The following is a 20,084-nucleotide window of genomic DNA, read 5'->3' as shown; positions in this document are numbered from 1 at the left end:
CTTCCGGGCAACTTACCTTCGCGGCATGGACCAACTTATCATTCACCACGCCATCGTCCACGAGCTGAAGAAACAGCCGGAGATGGCGGAAGCCTCGCTGCTGCTGAGTAGCGAAGCGCTGCCGATCACGGAACAGGCCACCGAACTGATCGGCCGGCTGGACGAGACCTTCGAACGCAAATCGGACCTGCTCCAGGGATTTTTGCTGGAACCGGACGAGGGGCTGTTCCCGGCATACTACCAGAACTGGCTCGAAGCGGGGCGGGGGCGGCAACCCTTTATCGAGTTCAGCGGCCACTCCATGGCGGTGCTGAAGGACAACCTGGAGGGCGTGGTCGGTGCCAAGGGGGGCTACCTGCTGTTCGCCGACTACACGATGGAGGAGCAACGGATACTGGGGATCTACATGATCCGCAATGCCGAGGGCATGATTTTCGAGGAGGAGGGCGAAGACCCGACGCTTAAACTGCGGACGACCACCTACCTCGACATCAAGAACATGGCCATGGCGGCGCGGTTACTGGCCGGACCGGGTCGGAACGTGCAGATGATCCGCCACGCCCGCACCCAGAGTAGCATCAGCCAGTACTTTACCGATTGGGTGGGGATCGACCGGGCGGAGACCAGCGCGGAGCTTACCCAGTCCTTCCTGGAAATGGTGGAAGAATTGCCGGTACCGAAAGACCGGGAGACGGGCTTCGCCATGAATGAGGGAGACTTCGAGAAAGCGCTGGTGAAATACGCCGCGAAGGCACCGCAGCAGACGATCCGCGTCCAGGACTTCGACGAGCACTTCTACGGAAACGAAAAACCCCTCCAGGAGATGCTGGCCGACCAGAACAGTCCGCTCGATCAGGGATTCCGGGTAGATCGCAAAGCGCTCCGTAACCAATTCTACCTCCGGGCGGGGGTGGGCGGGATCAGCATTACCTGTACCAAGGACCACTTCCGCAACGGGCAGGTGCACGTCGACGAGGCTACGGGCAAGATCACCATCAATAGCGAGGAGTTGGCTTCTTTGCTGTTGGATCAGTACGGGATGTAGACACAATACGGCGCGAGACCGAACATATGGGGCGATAATTCCGGTTGTATGGGTACTAACGAAAACATACCTACAACATGGCAACGCCCGAATCTACTACAAAGACTACCACCGACAACCCTACTCTCGGCAGCAACGTGAACAACGAAAATCTGCCGGCTAAAACCAACGATGCGGGAAAATCCGACAAAGCGGATTCCATCATTCGTAAGTACGCCCTGTTCGGAACCGCTACCGGTCTGATTCCTTCTTTCGGACTCGACGTAGCCGCCCTCACCGTCATTCAGGTCAAAATGATCCGGGAACTGGCCGAGTTGTACGATTACGATATCGACGACCAGATGATCCGGACCACGATCACCACCGGAGTCTGTGCTCTGGGTGGCCGCCTACTGACCGGCATCGCCAGCAGCATTACCCGGGCGTTCAGTCCGCTGAAATTCCTCGTAGGCGGTGCTACCCAGGCTGCCCTGAGCGGATTCACCACGGCCGAGATCGGAAAGATCTACCAGGCTCGCCTTTCCAGTGGCGACAATCCTTCGGACATCACGGTCAGCGAGATTGTTAACCACATCGTACAACAGGTACAGGAAGGAAAATGGAACCCTACCCGCGTAGGCGGATGGAAAGGAAGCTTCGGCTACCTGATGGGCGACAATAAGTAATGCCACCCTCCCGATAAAAAAGCCCCGGTTCATCGCGAACCGGGGCTTTTTTATTTCTCAGCTCATCTCGATTTTACGGTATTCGGAAATCCGACCCCCTCCCCCTGTTTGGGGCTGGGGCAATGGCCGGAATAGCGAAAGTGTTTAGGAGTATGATCCGGCTTCCACTCTCCAGCGGTAGCCGGGAAAGGTGCCCTAAACGTTTGCGGGGGCAAGTCGGAGGAGCGGAAATGCCTCCCACGAAGTTGGCAGTTTAGAAATTGTAAGTGAAGCCCGAGCGGATCTCGTAGGGGGCGTCGTTGAGGCGGTCCGGCTGGGTGAGGCGGAAGAGCAGCAGAAACTCGAATCCGGTAGCGCCGGGGCCACCTCCCTGGTTGAAACCACCGCCGAGGTAAGGGATGGCCCGTAAGGTGCGGTTTTCCGCCAATTGACCGTTGGGGGCCGTGTAAAAGTCTTTCTCGCTGAGGAGGCTGTATTCGGCGTGGACGAAAAAGCTGCGAAATACCTTGCCGCGCGCAAACAGGCCCGCCGCCCAGCTGAACGAGTTGTCGGTAAACTCGTCCACGCTACCGAATGCATCGCTGTGATAGCGGTTGTAGATCACGCTCACCCGCGGTCCCGCGCTGAGGAAATTATTAAACTTGTACCCGACCATCGGCGCGACGCCAATGCGGAAGAGATTGGAAAACTGGTTGGCTGAGAAGCCGATGGTAGCCCCCGCCCCGTACCAGAGCTGACCGGCCTCGGTATCCTGCGCCGTCCGTCCCCGGGAGCCGTAACCAAGATCGTCCCGGGCCGCATCCTCCCTGGTTTGGGCCGATACCAGCGTGGACAGGAGCAGGCCGATGAGTAGTAAAAAAGAAGCAAGACGCGGCATGGAGTACGAGTTATTGGTGGGCAAAGATAACGGTCGATCGAGGGATTCGGGTGTCGGCCGCGGGAGTTTGTACTAGCTTTAGCCTATGACCGACCGTAAGAAGACGGGAAACGCGGGTGAAGCGTTGGCCAGCGCCTACTTAGCGGAACGGGGGTACCGGATCGACCGAACCAATTACCGCTACCGCCGTACCGAAATCGACCTGATCGCCTGGGACGGGGACATCCTGGTTTTCGTTGAGGTTAAAACCCGGACATCGCTGGCCTTCGGGCACCCCAGCAGCTTTTTCAAGGCCGCCCAGCAGCGCCGCATCAGTCGCGCCGCCTCGGCCTACATGGAAGCCATCGACTACGAGTGGGAGATTCGCTTCGACCTGATCGCCATTCTGTATCGATCGGATAACGACTACGAGCTGGACCATTACCCCGACGTCTTTTTTCCGGGCCTGCACTGATCCCTAAAAGCCCTTTCGCTTGATTCGCAGGTATTCCTGGATGGCCGCCCCGCTTAAGCCCTCCGGGGGCGTCAGGACAACGCGAATGCCGTTGCGCCGCAGCCGGAGGGCCATCAACTGCCGCTCCTGCACGTAGCGCCTGGCCGTGCTCTTCAGGTAAACGGAGCCGATATCCACCGTTTTTTCCTGCAACAGGGCGGCTACCTCCGTATTTTCGAACAGGATCACTACCAGGCTATGATTTTTGGCAATCCGTTTCAGGGTTGGCAGTACCCGGTCCAGCGCGTAATTGCTTTCGAAGTTGGTGAAGAGCAACAGCAGGCTGCGGCCCGGCAGTACCCGGCGGGTGGCGTAGTAGAGTAGATCGTAATCGCTTTCCCCCTCCCGTTCCCGCTGTCGGTACAGCAGTTGGAGGATGCGGGCGAGTTGATCCGGCTTATTGTCGGCCGGGATAACGTCACCCAGTTTATCGGAAAAGGTCAGGAGGCCGGCCCGGTCCTGGCCGTCGAGAATGACCCGCGACAGGGCGAGGCTGGCATTGATGGCGTGATCCAGCAGGCTAAGCCCGGCGAACGGCATCAGCATCGTCCGCCCTTTATCGATGATCGAGTAAATGCGCTGGGCCCGCTCGGTTTCGTACTGGTTGACCATTACCTGTCCGCGCCGCCCGGTTGCCTTCCAGTTGACGTTGCGCAGATCGTCTCCCCGCACGTAGGTTTTGATCTGGTCGAATTCGTAACTCCGCGTAACCGGTCGCGGCTGGCTTTTTCCCCCGTGGGGTACGTTTGCCCGCGCCTCCAGCCGGAAGTGCTGCATCCCGACGATGCTGGGATAGACGGCGATCTCCCGCACCTGGGGGGCCACGAGCCGGCGCTCGGCCAGTCGCCAGGCCGTCTGGAGAAATACGTTCAGATCACCGAAGCGGTACACCCCGCGGGTGGCGGGGCGGACGGGGTAGCTGACCGTCTGCCGGGTGGCGGCGGGCAGCAGAACGGAGATGCGCTGGTCGCGCACCTGGAGTTGTTCGGGCAGTTCGTCGGTGACCACCGCCCGGAGGTCCGTCGTGCTCGCGTTCCCCAGGGTGATGGTAACCGGCAGCTCGTCTCCGAGGGAGAGCACGGATGGGGGCGTCCGATCCGCGCTGATCCGACTGGCCGACCGGTAGAGGCGGTACAGGTCATAAATGGTACCGAGCAGCAGCAGTGCCGCGCCAATTACGGCCATGAAGAACAGGGCAGCATAGCGGAACCCGAGCGCCGACAGCAGCACTACCCCACCGAGGGCGTAGAAAAAGCGATTGCCGAGGTAAACATTCGACAGGTGCGTTAGGATAGGGTTAATTCCGGTGGTCACGACGGCCAAACTAAACTAAATTTGCCACAGTTCGCGTTGTGTGTTAACAATCCCATCCTTTGAAATTACCGCTCCTCTTTTTCGTTGTCCTGAGTCTCGCGCTGAGTAGCTGTGGCTCCTTCCGTACGCCCGTCGGCATGCGTAACCCTTCCCGGGGGGGCGGGTCTTCGGCAACCGTGGAGCGTAGCCGGACACCCCGGCCACCCAGCCGGACGGAAGATCAGCCCCGGGTGCGCAAACCGGAAAAGGTAGAAAAGGCCCGTACCGTAAGTGGCCCCACGGCGATGGTACGTACCGAACTGGTAAGCCAGGCAGAAACCCTGCTCGGTATCCGGTACAAGTACGGCGGCAACACCCCGAAAGAAGGATTCGACTGCTCGGGCTTCGTCAAGTATTTGTACAACGACCAGGGCCTGGACATCCAACGCGTATCCCGCGACCAGGCGAAGGAGGGGACGCCCATCGATCCCGAGACCGCCCGTCCGGGAGACCTGGTCTTCTACCGGCGTGGACCGAACCAGCCCGTTTTTCACGTATCGATGATCGTGGATGCTTCACCCGGCGCAATCTGGGTAATTCACCCCACCAGTAGCCGGGGCGTCATTCGGGAAAACATTTTAGCTTCCTCTTACTGGCGGCCGAAAATCTACAACGTGCGGGACCTAATCCGCTAGCGGGCGGATCCCCTTTAATTCTTACCGTCCGGAATGTCCGGAGTGGGATCCTTGGAATTGATCTGGCTGCGATTGCCCGTTCCCCGCTGCAGCTCCCGTTGCCGCATGGGCATGCCGTCCACCAGTTCCAGCAAGACGCTAACCGGGGTGACGGTATTCTTCGCCCGGTATTTTTCGGTACCATCCAGCCCGACCAGGGATAACTCGAGTTGGTAGGGCTGGGCGGAGAACTGGTTATAAAAGTATTCCGAACTGCTTTCGGCCAGGAAAAGTCCGCTGTTTTCATGCACGCCTTCGGGGGTAACCATCAGTACGACCGTTCGCCGCTCCTGCAGCGCTTCGCGGGCATCGTCGAGCGCGGCGTACTGCTTTAGAAAGAGGGGATCGTCGAGGCTGGGGGCAAAGAGGATAATCACCCGCGATTTCCACCGGAATTCGTTCAGGCTCTGGGCCGAAAGGCACAGCGGAAGGGCAAGAAAGACTAACAGGCTGGAAACGAGCTTCATACCACGGAAACGTGGAAGGCTAATCCGTTGTTCCGGCCAGGGCCATTAGGAGGGCCCGAAACGACTCCGGCTCCCCGTACAGGGCATCCTGATAGGTGGTGGCGCGGAGCCGCAGGTTCCAGGGGACGTCGTTCCGGAGTTCGAGTTCCACGGTGATGTTGCCGAATTTCTGTTCCAGACCGCCCCGCTCCACCGGTCCGGCCAGTCGCTGGGTACGGGTCCGGGGTTTGAGGTAGTGCCGTTCCTGGGTTTCTACCCAGTCGGGCCGGCTGTACACCCTGCGGTCGCTGATCTGCGTACGGTAATTGAGCTCCAGCACCCGTTCTTTCAGGTAGTGGAAAAAGTGGGTGATTTCCGGCTTGGTATATTGGGTTTCGCTGAAGTGGATGACGAAGCCTTTGCTGCTCGGGGTATCGAGAAAGTCCACCGCCCGGTCGCCGTTTCCCATCGTTTGCTGGACGGCGTACTGATCGGTGAGCCAGTCGAGGAGCCTGCGCCGGCCGAGGGTGCGTTTCCAGCGGGCGTAATCCTGAAGTTCCGCTTCGTCGCGCTCGATCATTTCGTGCACGGCCGGATCGGCGGGGCCGCTCTGCTCGGCGGAATCGAAGAGCGCGGTGATTTTTTGCCAGAAGTTGGCCATAATTTATTTGTTTAGCCGGCTGATCTCACCGCGGTAATGCAACTCCCGTTCCTGGGTATAGCCGAATTCCGCGCGGGGCAACAGGCGGTTCAGCGTTTTGGTAACCAGTAGCAACTGATCGGCCGGCATACTGAAGCTGTGTCCTTCGCCGGTATCATCGTAGATATAAAGGACGCCGCTACGCATCAGGTTTAGCCCGAACGGCATTCGTTCGGTCACCATTCCGTAAACCCAGACGAAACGCCCGGGTCGTTCCCGCAAATCCTCCCGCCAGGCGGCGACCGGCTGCCGACCGAGGGAGCGTAGTAACCAGACCGCACCCAACGTGGCGCTCAGCGAACCGGCGAAGGGCCACCAGGCGGAATACAGGCGAGAAAAGACGCAAAGCAGCAGACCGCCCGTTACCAAAACGACCGCCGCCAGCAGTTTCCCGCGGTGTTCCCGCTCAATGCTTCGCCACAGGGGGTCGAGGCCAGGGTGTCGTATAAGCCGTTCGCTTGCTTCCATAAAGCTATTATTCCGGATTGCCCCACATGGTTTAGCTAAACCACCGCTTTTTAACTTGCGGCCTTAAACATGGAAGTTGTTCGTTGCGCTTTATACGTAACGGGTTTACTACCGTATTTTCCATTGGTCTTTCCCATGTCCGAAACCCTATCCATACAAGCTTACGCCTACGTGATCGTCGTTGATGATGCGGGTTCGATCACTGCCGTGACCAAAAACGTCGAAACGATTGTCGGAGCAAGTGCCGAAACCCTTATCGGCCAACCGGCCACCGTACTATTCAGTCCGTCGACACTGGGTGCCGCCAGGCACATGATCAAGCAGTTGGAAATCGCGGAGATCCAGCTTACCGAGCGGGAGCCGGTAGACTGGGACCACAAACAGGTGATCGCCCACCACACGGATAACCTGCTCGTCCTGGAAGTGGAGCCAAGAACCCGGATGGAGATTGACTTCCCCCACGGGGCGGCCCTACGGGAAATCAACCAGGCTATCATCCGGGCAACCAGTACCTCGGAATTGCTGCAGGGCGTTTGCAGCCGCATCGCTACCTACCTCAAGTACGATCGGGTAGTCATTTACCACCTCGAGCACGACGGTTCGGGCGTCATTACGGAGGAATACAACAATGGTGTTTTACCCTCCATCAACGGGTTACGGTACCGCCAACAGGACTTCCCGCTGGAAGCACACCACCTCTACCGCCTGGAAAGCGTGCACAGCTATCCATTCGGGAACCACGCCGAAACCACCTTCGTGGGCGACGCTACGGAAGCAGCGGGTATGATCCGCCATTGCTTGGGGAGCCGGAAGGTGTTCGACACGATAATCCGGTTTGTCGAGGAGGCAAGCCTGCAGGGTTATCTCGGCATCGCCCTGTGGCAAGATGATGAATTATGGGGAATGATTTTCGGCCACGCCAAGCAACCCGTGTACCTGGATCATCAACTGCGAAATTTCGCCCACCTCATTGGCAACCTGACCAGTCAGGCCCTGGCGTACCGCGCCTTCAACGTCGCGCACCGGCAACTGCTGGCCACCGAACTTATCCGGACCCAAGTGCGGGAGAATTTAGCGACCGCTCCCAGTTTACTGGCGGGGCTACAGCGTTCCGACCCCAGCATTATGGACCTCATGCCGGACACCAGCGGAGCGGCCATCCTACTGGACGGCGACCTGGTGACGATTGGCCTGACGCCACCCGAAAGCACGGTGCGCGAGTTGCTGGATTGGGCCAAATCCCAGGTCGCCAGCAACGACGTATTCAATACCGATCACCTGGCTTCCCTTGTCCCGACGGCCTCCGACCTTACCGCCACCGCGGCGGGCTTCCTGGCCATCCCGCTGAACATCCGGTGTACGGAATGGATCGCGTGGTTCCGGGGGGAAATAGCCCAGAAAGTCATCTATGGGAGCCGCCAGAACGAAGGAGCGGAAGCCGGCGGAAAACGGTTCGAATCGACGACGGAGATCCGCCGTGGCTATTCCCTGCCCTGGTCGGATGAAAACCAGGATACGGCCCGGGACCTCCAACACTACATCCGCGACGTCATCATGGAACGCTATGGCCAGCTCACCCGGATCAACCACCGCCTCCAGGTTGCCTACGAGGAGCTGGAATCCTTTAGCTATACGGTGAGCCATGACCTGCGGGCACCGCTGCGGGGGATCGATGGGTTTGCCGAAATTTTGATGGAAGATTTCGGGCCGCAGATCGACGCCGAGGGCCAGGCACTGATCCAGGTGATCCAAAATAACGCGGCCCGGATGAATCAATTCATCACCGACATTTTGGAGTTGAGCCGCATCGGTAGGGTAACGCTCCAGGTCACCGTCTGCGACGTGGCTAAAATGGTGCGTACGGCGAAAAAAGAACTCGAAAACCAGTTCGCGTTCCCGCTGGAGATTAGGATCCAGAAGGGCCTGCCCCCGCTACGGGGAGACCGTCGACTCCTAACCATGGTATTTCGCCATCTACTCTCCAATGCCTTTAAGTACAGCGCAGGACAAACCGAACCCATTGTGGAAGTCGGTTACCGGCCCGCCAACGAATACGGTGACGGCGAATATTTCGTCCGCGACAACGGCATCGGTATCGACAAAGCCCACCAGGAGCGGGTATTCGGTATGTTCAACCGCCTGGTAACCAAGGAGGACTACGCGGGAAACGGTGTAGGACTGGCCATTTCCCGCCGTATCCTCAGCCGGCACAACGGCGAAATACGGATCGAAAGCGAAGCGGGGAGGGGGGCAACCTTTCTCTTTAATACCGATCCAAATCTTTCCGATGCCAGCAAACTATTCTAGCGAAATTTGAGTTGTTTCTGTAGTTCTTTAACGGTTTGCCCGCCTTGCCCCGTTTTTTCAGTTACGCTCTTGCCCCATGTACGCTAATCAAATCTTACTCGCCGAGGACGACTCCACCGATGCTGAATTCTTTCAACGCGCATTGCGCAGACTGGATTCGCCCCCCGAGCTCGTGTGGTGCAAGAACGGTTTGGAAGCACTGGAGGGCCTCAGTGACGTGACCAATTCCAAGCTCCTGCCCCGCCTGGCGATTCTCGACATCAAAATGCCCGGCATGAGCGGCCTGGAGCTACTGGCTAAACTGAAAAGCGACGAACGAACCAAAAATTTACCGGTCATCATCATGTCCAGTAGCGACGAGCCGCAGGACATTGCCATGGCGTATGACTACGGAGCCAACGGTTACCTGGTAAAACCCAACCGCTTCCAGGACCTCCGGGAGCTGGTCAATTCCATCAATTCTTTCTGGATTAAAACCAATCGTTTGCGCCCCATGGTGATGTGATGGAGTTCTTGCCCCCCTCCCGTCCCGGCCCAGGTGCTTCCGCTAGCGGATAACACCGACCGGTCCCGCCCGGGCTGGAGTCCACTTCATTATCGCCCACTCATCATCTTTTGGGATAGTGGTCGTACAGAGACTTTTGCATGCACGTAACCAATGACCCGGTAGCCAATAATATTCGCCAGATTTATCCTTACCGGGTAGATTTAGAGAATTGCGACGACGAACCCCTGCGCCACATTCAGGTCATCCAGGCACACGCCTGCCTGATCGCGCTGGGAAAAGACGACCTCATTGCCCGCTACGTCAGCGGAAATTCCCAGGAGATCATCGGGAAACCCTGGCAGGAGATTATGGACCGGCACATGCGGGAGATTCTCCCCTACGAGATCACCGCGCAGATATCGGTGGGCCTGGGACGGGAAGACGGTTTCGAGACCCTCAATCCCATCCAGGCCTTTTTCAAGGTCGGTACCGAGCGGGTACTGAAGAACGTGATCATTCACCAGAACGGCGACTTCCTGCTGGTCGAGGTGGAGTCCGCCTCCGAATTCATCCAGGCATCGCGTTACCAGCAATTGCTCTCGCGGGCGATTGCCAAGATTCAGCAGATACGGGAGTACGACAATCTGTTTACGGAAACGGCCAAGGTCATTCGCCAGGTAACCGCCTACGATCGCGTGATGGTATACCGCTTCGATAAAGACTACAACGGGGAGGTGATCGCCGAAGCCCGCGGCGAAAACCTGGAACCCTTCGAGGGCCTGCGGTACCCCCACACCGACATTCCCAAGCAGGCCCGGGAGCTGTACCTGAAGAACCGGGTACGCCTTATCAGCAACGGGGTGGAAACGCCGGCCCGCCTGCACAGTAGTGTCGCCGTGGAGGAAGCCCCCCTCGACCTGACCATGGCTACCAGCCGGGGCGTCTCTCCGGTCCACCTGGAGTACCTGAGCCATATGGGTGTCAATAATTCGCTGAGCGTAGCCATCGTACTGGAAGGCAAATTGTGGGGCTTATTCGCGCTCCACCATTATTCGCCGCGGTTCATCGACTACAGTATCCGAAGCATGCTGGCTTTTGTAGGCCAGATTTTCAGCGGCCATCTCTCTTTGCAGTCCGCGAACCGCTACCGCCAGGAAACCCTCACCCGTAACCTGGCTCGGCTGGCGATCGGGGAGATGATCACGAAGACCCGCAACTTGTTCGACGGGCTTACCAAGGGCACCCACAACATCCGCAACCTGTTCTCCGGCATCTCCGGGGCGGCCATCCACTTCGAGAATCGCTACGAGGCGTACGATACCACGCCTCCCCTGGAGGATATTCAGGCCCTGATCAGATTCGTCCAGGAAAAGGGCAACCCGGAGTCGAACCTCGTCTTCACCAATGAAAAGATCGGTGAGGTTTTCAAACCCTTTGAGCACTACTGCGACGAAGCCGCCGGCGTGCTGATCATTTTCATGAATCCAGACTTTTCGGACTGGATCTGCTGGTTCCGTCCGGGCATTTCCCAAACCATAACCTGGGGCGGACAGCCGGAAAAGGAGTTGATCACCTCGGAGGACGGAACCCGCCGCCTCGGCCCCCGCAGAAGTTTCGCCCGCTACGTGGAAACGGTAGAGGGATGCAGCGCGCCCTGGCTCAAGGAAGAGATTGATACCGCGATCTCGCTACGGATCACGATCCTCAATAGCCTCATGGAGCGCTACACCGAGGTAAAACAGGTCAACGAACAACTGAAGAAGGCCCTACAGGATCTGGAGACGTTTTCCTACACCGTTTCCCACGACCTGCGGGCCCCCCTGCGGGCCATCAACGGCTACACCGAGATCCTGGCCGAAGATTACGGCGATCAGCTCGACGCCGAAGGCCACGAGATCATCACCAAGATCCACGCCGGGGTGCAGCAAATGAACAGTTTCATCACCGACATCCTGGAACTCAGCCGCGTCGGGAGCGGGGGCATGCAACTGGAAAGCTTGCAGGTATCCGCCATCGCCGCCGAGGTGATCGCCGAGTTGCTGCCCGTATACGCTGCCGACACGGAGATCCGGATCGAGATGACCGAAAACATGCCGACCGTGATCGCCGATAAGCGCATGTTACGCCAGTTGCTCATGAACTTGATCTCCAACGCGCTGAAGTATATGCAACCGGGGCCCGACAGCGAGTCCGCACTGCAGATCGGTACCAGGAAGCACGGGCGGGACAACCGCCCCTCCTTTTACATCTCCAATACCGGGCCGTCCATCCCCAAGGAATACGCGGATACCATCTTTGAGATGTTCAGCCGCTTGTCCACCCAGTCGGAGACCGAGGGCACGGGGGTAGGCCTGGCCATCGTGGAACGCATCGTCAACCGCCACAACGGCAAAGTGTGGGTATCTGACGATATCCTGGGCGTCACCTTCAATTTCTACCTCGCCCCCGAACAGCTTTAAGATGCCCATGGCTGACGCTAATCAGGAGCCCGCTGCGCCGGAGCATTCGGACATCCTCCACACGGAGCCCTATCTTCTTTACGCGGAGGACAATTACGCCGATTACATCTTCTTCGAGCGGGCCTTCCGGAAGTTCAATCCTGACTACCCGCTGGTACACCAGTCCAACGGAAAGCTAACGCGCGACTACCTCCTGCAACGACTGGAGCACAACGACCGCCTGCCGAACCTGATCGTGCTGGACATCAAAATGCCGGGTCTCACCGGACTCGACCTGTTGGAGTTCATTCGCAGCCGTACCCGGCTCCGCCGGCTGCCCGTTATCATCCTTAGTGCCTCCTCCGAAAAGAAGGATATCCAGCGCGCCTACCGCCACAACGTCAACGCCTACCTTACCAAGCCGGAGCGCTACGGCGACCTGAAGGACCTGGTTGCCTGTCTGTCCACCTTCTGGATCAAGTTCAACCACATCGACGTATGAGCGACGGCCAACAGCTCCTGGACCGACTGCGGTCCGCTACCAGCGCGGACCACCGGCACCTGGAAAGCATGACGATGGGCGCAAAAATGATGGACGGATCGCTTACCGCGGCCGAATACCGTCGGGTGATCGACTGGCAGCGACGCGTCCACCTGCTACTGGAGCCGCTGGTCAACGGGTTCGCCCGGGGAGACTATGCCTACCGTCCCCGTTTCCTAACTCCCGCGCCCCCGTCGCCCGACACTTCCTACGACTTACCGGAGGTACTCGGCCGCCTGTACGTGCTCGAGGGAGCCAGCCTGGGAGGAAGCCTGATCTACCGCAAGCTGCAGGACAACGAACGGCTCCGCTCGGAGGCCCCCTTTACCTTCTACCGGGAGCAGTCGGAATGGGGCGTAAAGCAGTGGCGGGCCTTCACGAAAATGATCGCCACGGTACCCCTCGGAGAGGACGACCTGCGGCGGGCCGAGCAGAGCGCCCGGGACACCTTCGCCCGCTTCGCGGCGGAGTGGGCCACGCCGGGCTGACGGCGGGCAAAAGCCTTAGCTTTGCGCCATGGCAAAAATGTACCAGCTAAGTACCTGCAAGACCTGTCAGCGCATCCGCACCGAAATCGGTGACCGCCCCGACCTCGAGGTCGTCAACATCAAGGAAACCGCCATCACCCCGCCGGAGCTCGACCGTATGGCCGAGCTGGCCGGCAGCTACGAAGCCCTCTTTAGCCGGAGGGCGATGAAATACCGCAGCCTGGGCCTGGCCGACCGGGAGCTGACCGAGCAGGACTACCGCCGGCTCATCCTCGAAGAATATACCTTCCTGAAGCGCCCGGTGACCGTCGTCGGCGACCGCATCTTCATCGGCAGTGCGAAAAAAAGCGTTGCCGGTACCCGCGAAGCCCTCGACGCCTGATGCCGGACCTCCACGAAATAAGCGCTTACTTCCAGGGCCTCCAAGACGATATCTGCCGGCAGCTCGCCGCGGCCGACGGTACCGAATTCCGGGAAGACAGCTGGGACCGCCCCGGCGGCGGCGGCGGGCGCGCCCGGGTGATCAACGGCCAGGACATCGAAAAGGGCGGCGTCAACTACAGCGCCGTCCACGGGGAGCTCTCCCCGGCCGCCGCGGCCAGCCTCCACGCCGAAGCGGGGCAGACCGAATTCTACGCCACTGGGGTCAGCATCGTCCTCCACCCGCGCAACCCCCACGTACCCATTATCCACATGAACGTGCGCTACTTCGAACTGGAGGGCGGGCGCTTCTGGTTCGGCGGCGGCATCGACCTGACCCCGCACTACGTGGTGCCAGAGCAGGCGGCCTGGTTTCACGCTCAGCTTCGGGCTACCTGCGCCCGCTTCGACGCGGCCTACTACCCCCGGTTCAAAAGCTGGGCGGACGACTACTTCTACATTCCCCACCGGGAGGAGACGCGCGGTATCGGGGGCATCTTCTTCGACCGTCTCGAGCCCGCTGCGGAGGGAAAAAGCAAGCGGGAGCTCTTCGACTTCACCGCGGCGGTAGGAGAAACATTTGCCCCCACCTACCTCCAACTGCTGGCGCTCAACCGGCAGACGCCCGTCACCGAGTCCGAACGGGACTGGCAGCGGCTACGGCGGGGCCGGTACGTGGAATTCAACCTGGTCTGGGACCGGGGCACCAAGTTCGGCCTCACTACCAGCGGCCGCACCGAAAGCATTCTGATGAGCCTGCCCCCGCTGGCGGGCTGGGCTTACGATCACCAGCCACCGCCGGACAGCCGGGAAGCCGAAACCCTCAACTGGTTGCGCAAGGGGATCGACTGGTGATATTTTTTTGCGCCGGAGCGCGGGTGCAATGCCCTTCCGAACCCTGACCTATGGATCCCCAACTTGAAGCCTTTCACAACCGCCTGCGGAAAATGGACCGCCACTACGGTAAGTGGGCCCGCCGTAAGGGACTGGAAGCTTACCGCGTCTACGACGCCGACCTGGAGGCCTTCCCGCTGACGGTAGACCGGTACGGCGACCGCCTCTACGTAGCGGTCTACGCCCGGGGGGAAGCTGCCGATACGGAAGGCTACCGCGACGACATCGCCACGGCCCTGGAGGTGGATCCCGACCGGATTCACTTCAAGATCCGGGAGCGGCAGAGCGGCAAGCAGCAGTATGAAAAGCTGGCGGAGATCGGCCGGGAGTTTCCCGTAGCGGAGTACGGTCGGCGTTTCTACGTTAACCTGCACGATTATCTCGACACCGGCCTGTTCCTCGACCACCGGGAGACCCGCCGGATGGTAGGCGAAGCGGCGAGCGGTAAGCGGATCCTCAACCTCTTCGCCTACACCTGCTCCTTCGGGGTGTACGCCGCTACCGGCGGTGCCGTCCGGGTTGACAACCTCGACCTCAGCAATACCTACCTCGACTGGGGAAAGCGCAACTTCATCCTCAACGGCCTCGATCCCGCCGGCCACGGATTCCTCCGGGAAGATGCCCTGAGCTGGCTGCGGGGGCCGGTGAGGGAACGCTACGACCTGATCGTCCTCGACCCGCCCACCTTTTCCAATTCGAAAATGATGGACGCGGTACTGAATACCCAGCGCGACCACGCCGAGCTCGTGAACCGGTCGCTGGACCGGCTGCTGCCCGGGGGAACGTTGTACTTCAGCACGAATTACCGCAAATTCAGGCTCGACGAGAACGCGATAAGCGGTCAGCTCCGGGAAATAACCGCCCGTACGCTCCCGCAAGACTTCCGGAAGAAGAACCTACACCGGAGCTGGAAGGTGAGTCACCCCTCCCCTACAGATAGTTAGCCTCGAACCAGCGGTCGTAGCCGGCGATCGCCCGGGCCTTGAGGATCTCGCGGTAATTGGACTGGGAAACGGGGAGAATGGTATACCCTTCCTCGGTTCCGTTGAGGAACTCGTCGCGGTGCTCGGTGGCATTGCGGTAATAAGTCATCGCATCCATGGCGTTGTTGAACCGCCGCATGACGAGCATGGGGATTTCATTATCGCGGCCGATGTAGATCGGCGTGGAGCGGAGGCGGTCCAGCTTATTGTATTTCTGGTTGAAATCTTCCAACTCCACCTTCAGTTCGTTCAGTTTGGCCTCCTGGTTATTGAAAACGATCAGCATGTAGTGAATCTCATTGGGAGAATCCTGGAAGGGGGCGGTGACCGCCTGGCCGGCGGTCGCCTGGCCCGGGATACGGGCGCCGGACTCCCCGAGCAGGCGCAGGATCTCGCGCGCGCGGGTTTGCTCGGGTGAATTCTCATGATCGGCCACGACCTGCTGGAGGCCGGCGATGTAGGCGGCCCGGCCTTCGAGCTTACCGGCAACCATCGCGCTGAGCAGGTCGTAGCGGGCCCGCAGGGGATGGTCGGCGGCGATTTCGCGGGTGCCGGAATCGATCAGGCTTTGGGCGGCGGCGAAGTCACGCTCCTCGAACGCCCGGTAGGCCCGCTCGTAGTCGCGCATCCTACCGGCGGCTTCGTCCATCATTTCCCGGGCGTAATTGGGGTCGTTGGCGAGGCGGGCGAACTTGCTATCCGGGTACTTTTCTTGTAGCCGTCGGGCGTATTCCGTTGCCTTCCCGGTAGCTCCGTCATCGGTGTGGAGGAGGTAGAGGTAGTACCAGCTTTCGGGTTCGTGGGGACTATCGGGGAAGCGCTCGTCCAGGGTTTCGAAGGCCTGGATGGCGTATTCGTTGTCTTCGACGCGGTCGCGGTACTCCCGGCCCAGGGTAAAGTAGGCCTCGGCGAGTTCGGCGCGGGTGGCGGTTTGCGCCTCGGGGTCGATGGGCACGTCGGCCAGGATACGGCTGATCTCATCTTCGGTGACCAGGGCGGCATCCATCCCGCCGGCGACGAGGGCGCCCGCATCGCCCTCGTCGGCGAAGAGGTTGCCATTCGTGCGGGTACTGCGTCGCCAGTTGTCTTCCAGGGAGCGATCGCCCCAGCGGCGTTCGAAGTCGCGGCGCCCGCGGCGGATGGTCTGGCTGTTGTAGCCCCAGAACGCGCTGTTGGAAACGGAAGCGGCCGCGTTCGTGACCGGGATACTGCCCCGGGTAGCGGGGGTACTGTAGAGGGCGGCGCTGTTGGTGGCCCGGCTCAGGGCGAAGCGCTCTTCGGCCCAGCTGCGCCGTTCCGCTTCCGGAAGCGTGGCGATACGGAGCAGGCTGTCGTTGCGCTGGATCGACTGCAGTTGCATGGCCGCGTTGCCCAACTGGTCGCGGCGCCCCGACGTAGCGGCAAACCGGAGGTCGGTTTCGGGCATTGATTGTAGCGTACTATCGTAGTACTGTTTGGCGGAGAGGTAATCCCGTTCCTCGTAGGCCATATCACCGAGTAGCCGATAGGCTTCGACGCGGGTGTCGGGTCCGCTGTACGGGCTGTTGAGGGCCCGGCGCAGGTACTCCCCGCCGGCGGCATCGTCGCCGCTGCGCAGGGCGATACCGGCCATGGAATAGAGGATTTGCGACTCGTATTCCAGGTTCTTCTCTTCCTTGGTCATCCGCTCCAGCTGGCTGAGGGCTTCCCCGGGGCTACCGCCACCGCTTAGGTAGGCGTTTTGGGCCATGCTGATGCGGGCGCCCAGCTCGAGTACGTAGGCGGGCTTGGCGGCGACGACCTGCTCGAAGTCGGCGACGGCCGCGGCGGGGTGACTGAGCTCCTGGTTGAGCTGACCGGCGATGTAGTAGTAGCGGGCCCGTTCGTTGCGCTCCTCGGCCACTTCGGCGGCGGACTCGAGGAAGGGGATCGCCTCGTCGAGCCGGTCCTGCTCCAGATAGAGGTAGGCCTGTACGGCCATGGCCTTGCGGCGGACGTCGGCGAAGGTGCCGCGGTCATTGCGCAGGTCCTGGAGGATCATCTGGGCCCGGTCGTAATCGTCGCGTTTGATGAGCGTCCAGGCGAGCCAGAGACGGATCTCCTGGTAGGCCGGGCGGTGTTTGACCAAGTAGCTATCGGGCTTGCTGCCATATTCCCCGCTGCCGGCGTCGGCGGCGGAGCGATTCCCGAAGATGGAGATCATGCCGATGGGACCTTCTTCCAGCTCGACGGCCTCCTCGGGCGTTTCTTCCGGTTCGTTTTCGAGTCCGGCGAGCGCGGTGGTATCGGCGGGCGTGTTTCGGGAGGGCAGCCGGATGCCCTTCTTGCGGGCGCGGATTAGTTCCTTCCTTGCCTTTTCCCGGGCTTTCTGTTCGGCCTTTCGTTCCTTCTGGCGCTGGCGGATGGTACGTTGCCGTTCGCGCTGGGCTTCGCGTTGGGCCTTGATACGGTCGCGGCGGGACTGGGTCTCGCTGACCTCCACTTCCCGGCCGCTTTCGAACTCGTCTTCCTCCCCTTCGGCTTCGCTACCCTTCTTCCGCTTACTGCGCTCGGGGCGGGGGCGAAATTCCTTCATCGCGAAATCCAGGGTGCGTTCGGCGCCCTCGTAGTCCTGCTTAAGCAGCTGGGCCTGCCCGACGAGAAGGTAGCTGTCGTCGGTCCAGTTGCTGAAGGGGTGCTTTTTGACGACCACGGCGACCTTTTCGATGGCGCGATCGAGCTCACTGGCTACGGTGCCGGTGTTGTCGACGGCCAGGAAGGGGAACATTTCGAGCCGCTGGTTATAATTGTCGGTATGCTGTTCGTTCAGAGCGAGCAGACTTTCGTCCATAATCTCGCGCGCATTGAAGTAGCCGTTGTAGTGGGAATTGGTGTTATGCCATAGCTTTGCCACGACGCCCTGCTCCTCCCGGCTCTTGGTCGACGCACAACTCGCGACGATCACCTGGAGGGTCAATAAAACCAGCAACAACTTCGTTAATCTCAAACCTTATGCTTTAGTGCTTGCCCTGCCCCCCTTAACATGGGAGGTACGCGGTAAACGCGCGCAAGGTAGCGGAAAGTGTAGGCTGCCCCCGGTGTCTGGCCGCCATTTCCCGAATTTGTATGGCACCCGCGCCCGGCGCCCGAAAAAAGAATGGGATGCGGGCGGGTATGTTTGGCTTACAGGACCTTATCATGGAGGAAACACAGGAGAATCAAAGTCGTTGGAACCGCTTCAAGGAACGTAGCCAGGACGAGTACCAACTGGTCGTGCGGAATACCCACAACTACCACGAGATCGGCAGCTACAACCTGACGCCGCTCAACGTATACGCCGCCCTTTCCACCCTTTTCCTGGTGGTGGCGGTGATCGTGATCGGGCTGATCGCCTTTACCCCGCTGCGGCAGTACGTGCCGGGCTACGGCGACGTGGTACAACGCGAGGAAATGGCCGACCTGCAGTATACGGTGGGCGAGCTGACCGAGATCGTGGACGGACAGAACCTATACATCGAAAACCTGAAGCGCACCCTGCTGGGTAAGGTCATCACGGCCGACAGCGTCGAAAAGCGCACCGAGATCGTGGCCAGCGAAGAGGTGGACCCCCTACCCCCCTCGGAGGCCGAAATCCAGCTACGCCGCGATATGGAGCAGGAACGGATGGCCGTACCGGCCGCGATGACCGTCAGCCTGCCTTCGCCCGGCAGCAACGACGTCACCCTCGCTTCGGTCTACCTCGTTGCCCCCCTGAATGGAGAAGTGAGCGCGGGCTTCAACCTGGCCACCGACCACACCGGGGTGGACATCCTCGCCCCCCAGAACACCGCCGTGAAGGCCACCCGGGAGGGCATCGTCTTCCTTTCGGAGTACAGCAATGCGAACGGCAACATGATCGGCATCCAGCACGATAATAACCTCATCAGCTTCTACAAACACAACAGCAAGCTCCTTAAGGAGGTAGGCGACCGCGTCAAGGCCGGCGAAGCCATCGCCATCATCGGCAATACCGGCACCCAGAGCACCGGGCCCCACCTCCACTTCGAGCTCTGGCACCAGGGGCGGGCGGTGGATCCGGGGGAGTTCGTTAGTTTTTAAGGAGTGAAGGGCTGAAGGACTGAAGGACTGAATGGGGCCGTTGGAGGCTGGCCCCTCGCTGCGCTCGGGTCGGTGCGCACGGATGCCACGTGTAGCAAGGCGCTTACTGTCCCGCCCTTTTCGGTCCCTAGCCCAACTTACGAGCGCCTATCTGCGTACTCCTGCAGCCCGTAGCAAGGCCGCTACCGTCCCGCCCTTTTCAGTCCTTAGCCCACACTTACGAGCGCCTATCCGCGTACCCGCGCGGCGCGTAGCAAGGCCGCTACCGTCCCGCCCTTTTCAGTCCTTAGCCCAACTTACGAGCGCCTATCCGCGTACCCGCGCGGCGCGTAGCAAGGCCGCTACTGTCCCGCCCTTTTCAGCCCTAGCCCAACTTACGAGCGCCTATCTGCGTACTCCTGCAGCCCGTAGCAAGGCCGCTACTGTCCCGCCCTTTTCAGTCCCTAGCCCAACTTACGAGCGCCTATCTGCGTACTCCTGCCGCGCGTAGCAAGGCCGCTACCGTCCCGCCCTTTTCAGCCCTAGCCCAACTTACGAGCGCCTATCTGCGTACTCGTGCAGCCCGTAGCAAGGCCGCTACCGTCCCGCCCTTTTCGGTCCCTAGCCCAACTTACGAGCGCCTATCTGCGTACTCGTGCCGCGCATAGCAAGGCCGCTACTGTCCCGCCCTTTTCGGTCCCTAGCCCAACTTACGAGCGCCTATCTCCGTACTCTTGCCGCGCGTAGCAAGGCACCTACTGTCCCGCCCT

Annotated in this window: 19 protein-coding genes; 13 read left to right on the top strand and 6 right to left on the bottom strand. The window is 60.3% G+C overall.

Annotated elements, in window-relative coordinates; all coding sequences use genetic code 11:
- The first annotated feature begins 25 nt into the window (after positions 1-25).
- Positions 26-1,045, top strand: a complete 1,020-nt coding sequence (locus CLV84_RS04810; protein WP_104418593.1) for a nucleoid-associated protein — start codon at positions 26-28, stop codon at positions 1,043-1,045.
- 77 nt (positions 1,046-1,122) lie between these two features.
- The gene (locus CLV84_RS04805) at positions 1,123-1,710 is read left to right on the top strand and encodes a DUF697 domain-containing protein (RefSeq protein WP_104418592.1); all 588 of its coding nucleotides are present in this window, start codon (positions 1,123-1,125) and stop codon (positions 1,708-1,710) included.
- Positions 1,711-1,963: 253 nt separating this feature from the next.
- Here CLV84_RS04805 and CLV84_RS04800 read toward each other — a convergent pair whose 3' ends face one another.
- Positions 1,964-2,587 (bottom strand): hypothetical protein, encoded by a 624-nt coding sequence (locus tag CLV84_RS04800; RefSeq protein WP_104418591.1) that lies wholly within the window; start codon positions 2,585-2,587, stop codon positions 1,964-1,966.
- Between the two features lie 85 nt (positions 2,588-2,672).
- Between CLV84_RS04800 and CLV84_RS04795 the strand changes: the two genes are divergently transcribed.
- Positions 2,673-3,041, top strand: coding sequence for a YraN family protein (locus CLV84_RS04795; protein WP_104418590.1), 369 nt, complete (start codon positions 2,673-2,675; stop codon positions 3,039-3,041).
- Between the two features lie 3 nt (positions 3,042-3,044).
- Here the strand turns inward: CLV84_RS04795 and CLV84_RS04790 are convergent, their stop codons facing one another.
- On the bottom strand, positions 3,045-4,394 hold the full coding sequence (locus CLV84_RS04790) for a DUF58 domain-containing protein (RefSeq protein ID WP_104419508.1): 1,350 nt from the start codon (positions 4,392-4,394) through the stop codon (positions 3,045-3,047).
- 59 nt (positions 4,395-4,453) lie between these two features.
- On the opposite strand from CLV84_RS04790, the gene CLV84_RS04785 reads away from it, so the two are divergent.
- The gene (locus CLV84_RS04785) at positions 4,454-5,068 is read left to right on the top strand and encodes a C40 family peptidase (RefSeq protein ID WP_104418589.1); all 615 of its coding nucleotides are present in this window, start codon (positions 4,454-4,456) and stop codon (positions 5,066-5,068) included.
- Between the two features lie 14 nt (positions 5,069-5,082).
- Here CLV84_RS04785 and CLV84_RS04780 read toward each other — a convergent pair whose 3' ends face one another.
- From CLV84_RS04780 to CLV84_RS04770, 3 genes are read right to left on the bottom strand one after another with little or no spacing between them, the layout of a single operon-like run.
- Positions 5,083-5,574: a DUF4174 domain-containing protein gene (locus CLV84_RS04780; RefSeq protein WP_104418588.1), complete on the bottom strand. Its 492-nt coding sequence runs from the start codon at positions 5,572-5,574 to the stop codon at positions 5,083-5,085.
- Positions 5,575-5,593: 19 nt separating this feature from the next.
- Positions 5,594-6,214, bottom strand: a complete 621-nt coding sequence (locus CLV84_RS04775; RefSeq protein ID WP_104418587.1) for a hypothetical protein — start codon at positions 6,212-6,214, stop codon at positions 5,594-5,596.
- A 3-nt stretch (positions 6,215-6,217) separates the two neighbouring features.
- Complete coding sequence (locus CLV84_RS04770) at positions 6,218-6,721, bottom strand: hypothetical protein (protein WP_104418586.1); 504 nt, start codon at positions 6,719-6,721, stop codon at positions 6,218-6,220.
- Positions 6,722-6,856: 135 nt separating this feature from the next.
- Between CLV84_RS04770 and CLV84_RS04765 the strand changes: the two genes are divergently transcribed.
- The 8 genes from CLV84_RS04765 to CLV84_RS04730 all read left to right on the top strand — a co-directional run bounded on the left by CLV84_RS04765 (position 6,857) and on the right by CLV84_RS04730 (position 15,240).
- The gene (locus CLV84_RS04765; protein ID WP_170067574.1) at positions 6,857-9,028 is read left to right on the top strand and encodes an ATP-binding protein; all 2,172 of its coding nucleotides are present in this window, start codon (positions 6,857-6,859) and stop codon (positions 9,026-9,028) included.
- Between the two features lie 76 nt (positions 9,029-9,104).
- Complete coding sequence (locus CLV84_RS04760; protein WP_104418584.1) at positions 9,105-9,533, top strand: response regulator; 429 nt, start codon at positions 9,105-9,107, stop codon at positions 9,531-9,533.
- A gap of 140 nt (positions 9,534-9,673) precedes the next feature.
- A complete protein-coding gene (locus CLV84_RS04755; protein ID WP_104418583.1) occupies positions 9,674-11,974 on the top strand; it encodes an ATP-binding protein in 2,301 nt (766 codons plus the stop codon).
- A gap of 7 nt (positions 11,975-11,981) precedes the next feature.
- On the top strand, positions 11,982-12,455 hold the full coding sequence (locus CLV84_RS04750) for a response regulator (RefSeq protein ID WP_170067573.1): 474 nt from the start codon (positions 11,982-11,984) through the stop codon (positions 12,453-12,455).
- A complete protein-coding gene (locus tag CLV84_RS04745) occupies positions 12,452-12,982 on the top strand; it encodes a biliverdin-producing heme oxygenase (RefSeq protein ID WP_104418581.1) in 531 nt (176 codons plus the stop codon). The genes CLV84_RS04750 and CLV84_RS04745 overlap by 4 nt, the downstream gene beginning before the upstream one ends.
- Before the next feature lie 28 nt (positions 12,983-13,010).
- Complete coding sequence (locus CLV84_RS04740; RefSeq protein WP_104418580.1) at positions 13,011-13,364, top strand: arsenate reductase family protein; 354 nt, start codon at positions 13,011-13,013, stop codon at positions 13,362-13,364.
- The gene (gene hemF / locus CLV84_RS04735) at positions 13,364-14,257 is read left to right on the top strand and encodes an oxygen-dependent coproporphyrinogen oxidase (RefSeq protein WP_104418579.1); all 894 of its coding nucleotides are present in this window, start codon (positions 13,364-13,366) and stop codon (positions 14,255-14,257) included. The genes CLV84_RS04740 and hemF overlap by 1 nt, the downstream gene beginning before the upstream one ends.
- Positions 14,258-14,307: 50 nt before the next feature.
- Positions 14,308-15,240 carry a class I SAM-dependent methyltransferase gene (locus CLV84_RS04730; RefSeq protein ID WP_104418578.1) on the top strand — a complete coding sequence of 311 codons (933 nt, stop codon included), beginning with the start codon at positions 14,308-14,310 and terminating at the stop codon, positions 15,238-15,240.
- Here the strand turns inward: CLV84_RS04730 and porW are convergent.
- Positions 15,227-18,244 (bottom strand): type IX secretion system periplasmic lipoprotein PorW/SprE, encoded by a 3,018-nt coding sequence (gene porW / locus CLV84_RS04725; RefSeq protein ID WP_146088718.1) that lies wholly within the window; start codon positions 18,242-18,244, stop codon positions 15,227-15,229. The two genes, CLV84_RS04730 and porW, sit on opposite strands and share 14 nt — an antisense overlap.
- Before the next feature lie 119 nt (positions 18,245-18,363).
- Here porW and CLV84_RS04720 point away from each other — a divergent pair, with 119 nt between their 5' ends.
- Positions 18,364-19,335, top strand: a complete 972-nt coding sequence (locus tag CLV84_RS04720) for a M23 family metallopeptidase (RefSeq protein WP_104418576.1) — start codon at positions 18,364-18,366, stop codon at positions 19,333-19,335.
- Positions 19,336-20,084: the final 749 nt, after the last annotated feature.

The sequence above is a fragment of the Neolewinella xylanilytica genome (assembly GCF_002934605.1).
Classification (GTDB): Bacteria; Bacteroidota; Bacteroidia; order Chitinophagales; family Saprospiraceae; genus Neolewinella; species Neolewinella xylanilytica.
Note: the sequence above shows the minus strand (reverse complement) of the source record. Positions and strands in the feature narration are given on the sequence as shown.

What these genes read in the sequence shown, in the direction of transcription:
- CLV84_RS04775 (WP_104418587.1), bottom strand. Translation starts at nt 6,214, where the DNA reads ATGGCCAACTTCTGGCAAAAAATCACCGCGCTCTTCGATTCCGCCGAG.
- CLV84_RS04810 (WP_104418593.1), top strand. Translation starts at nt 26, where the DNA reads ATGGACCAACTTATCATTCACCACGCCATCGTCCACGAGCTGAAGAAA.
- CLV84_RS04755 (WP_104418583.1), top strand. Translation starts at nt 9,674, where the DNA reads ATGCACGTAACCAATGACCCGGTAGCCAATAATATTCGCCAGATTTAT.
- CLV84_RS04765 (WP_170067574.1), top strand. Translation starts at nt 6,857, where the DNA reads ATGTCCGAAACCCTATCCATACAAGCTTACGCCTACGTGATCGTCGTT.
- CLV84_RS04740 (WP_104418580.1), top strand. Translation starts at nt 13,011, where the DNA reads ATGGCAAAAATGTACCAGCTAAGTACCTGCAAGACCTGTCAGCGCATC.
- CLV84_RS04780 (WP_104418588.1), bottom strand. Translation starts at nt 5,574, where the DNA reads ATGAAGCTCGTTTCCAGCCTGTTAGTCTTTCTTGCCCTTCCGCTGTGC.
- CLV84_RS04800 (WP_104418591.1), bottom strand. Translation starts at nt 2,587, where the DNA reads ATGCCGCGTCTTGCTTCTTTTTTACTACTCATCGGCCTGCTCCTGTCC.
- CLV84_RS04730 (WP_104418578.1), top strand. Translation starts at nt 14,308, where the DNA reads ATGGATCCCCAACTTGAAGCCTTTCACAACCGCCTGCGGAAAATGGAC.
- CLV84_RS04760 (WP_104418584.1), top strand. Translation starts at nt 9,105, where the DNA reads ATGTACGCTAATCAAATCTTACTCGCCGAGGACGACTCCACCGATGCT.
- CLV84_RS04770 (WP_104418586.1), bottom strand. Translation starts at nt 6,721, where the DNA reads ATGGAAGCAAGCGAACGGCTTATACGACACCCTGGCCTCGACCCCCTG.
- CLV84_RS04750 (WP_170067573.1), top strand. Translation starts at nt 11,982, where the DNA reads ATGGCTGACGCTAATCAGGAGCCCGCTGCGCCGGAGCATTCGGACATC.
- CLV84_RS04720 (WP_104418576.1), top strand. Translation starts at nt 18,364, where the DNA reads ATGGCACCCGCGCCCGGCGCCCGAAAAAAGAATGGGATGCGGGCGGGT.
- CLV84_RS04745 (WP_104418581.1), top strand. Translation starts at nt 12,452, where the DNA reads ATGAGCGACGGCCAACAGCTCCTGGACCGACTGCGGTCCGCTACCAGC.
- CLV84_RS04795 (WP_104418590.1), top strand. Translation starts at nt 2,673, where the DNA reads ATGACCGACCGTAAGAAGACGGGAAACGCGGGTGAAGCGTTGGCCAGC.
- CLV84_RS04805 (WP_104418592.1), top strand. Translation starts at nt 1,123, where the DNA reads ATGGCAACGCCCGAATCTACTACAAAGACTACCACCGACAACCCTACT.
- hemF (WP_104418579.1), top strand. Translation starts at nt 13,364, where the DNA reads ATGCCGGACCTCCACGAAATAAGCGCTTACTTCCAGGGCCTCCAAGAC.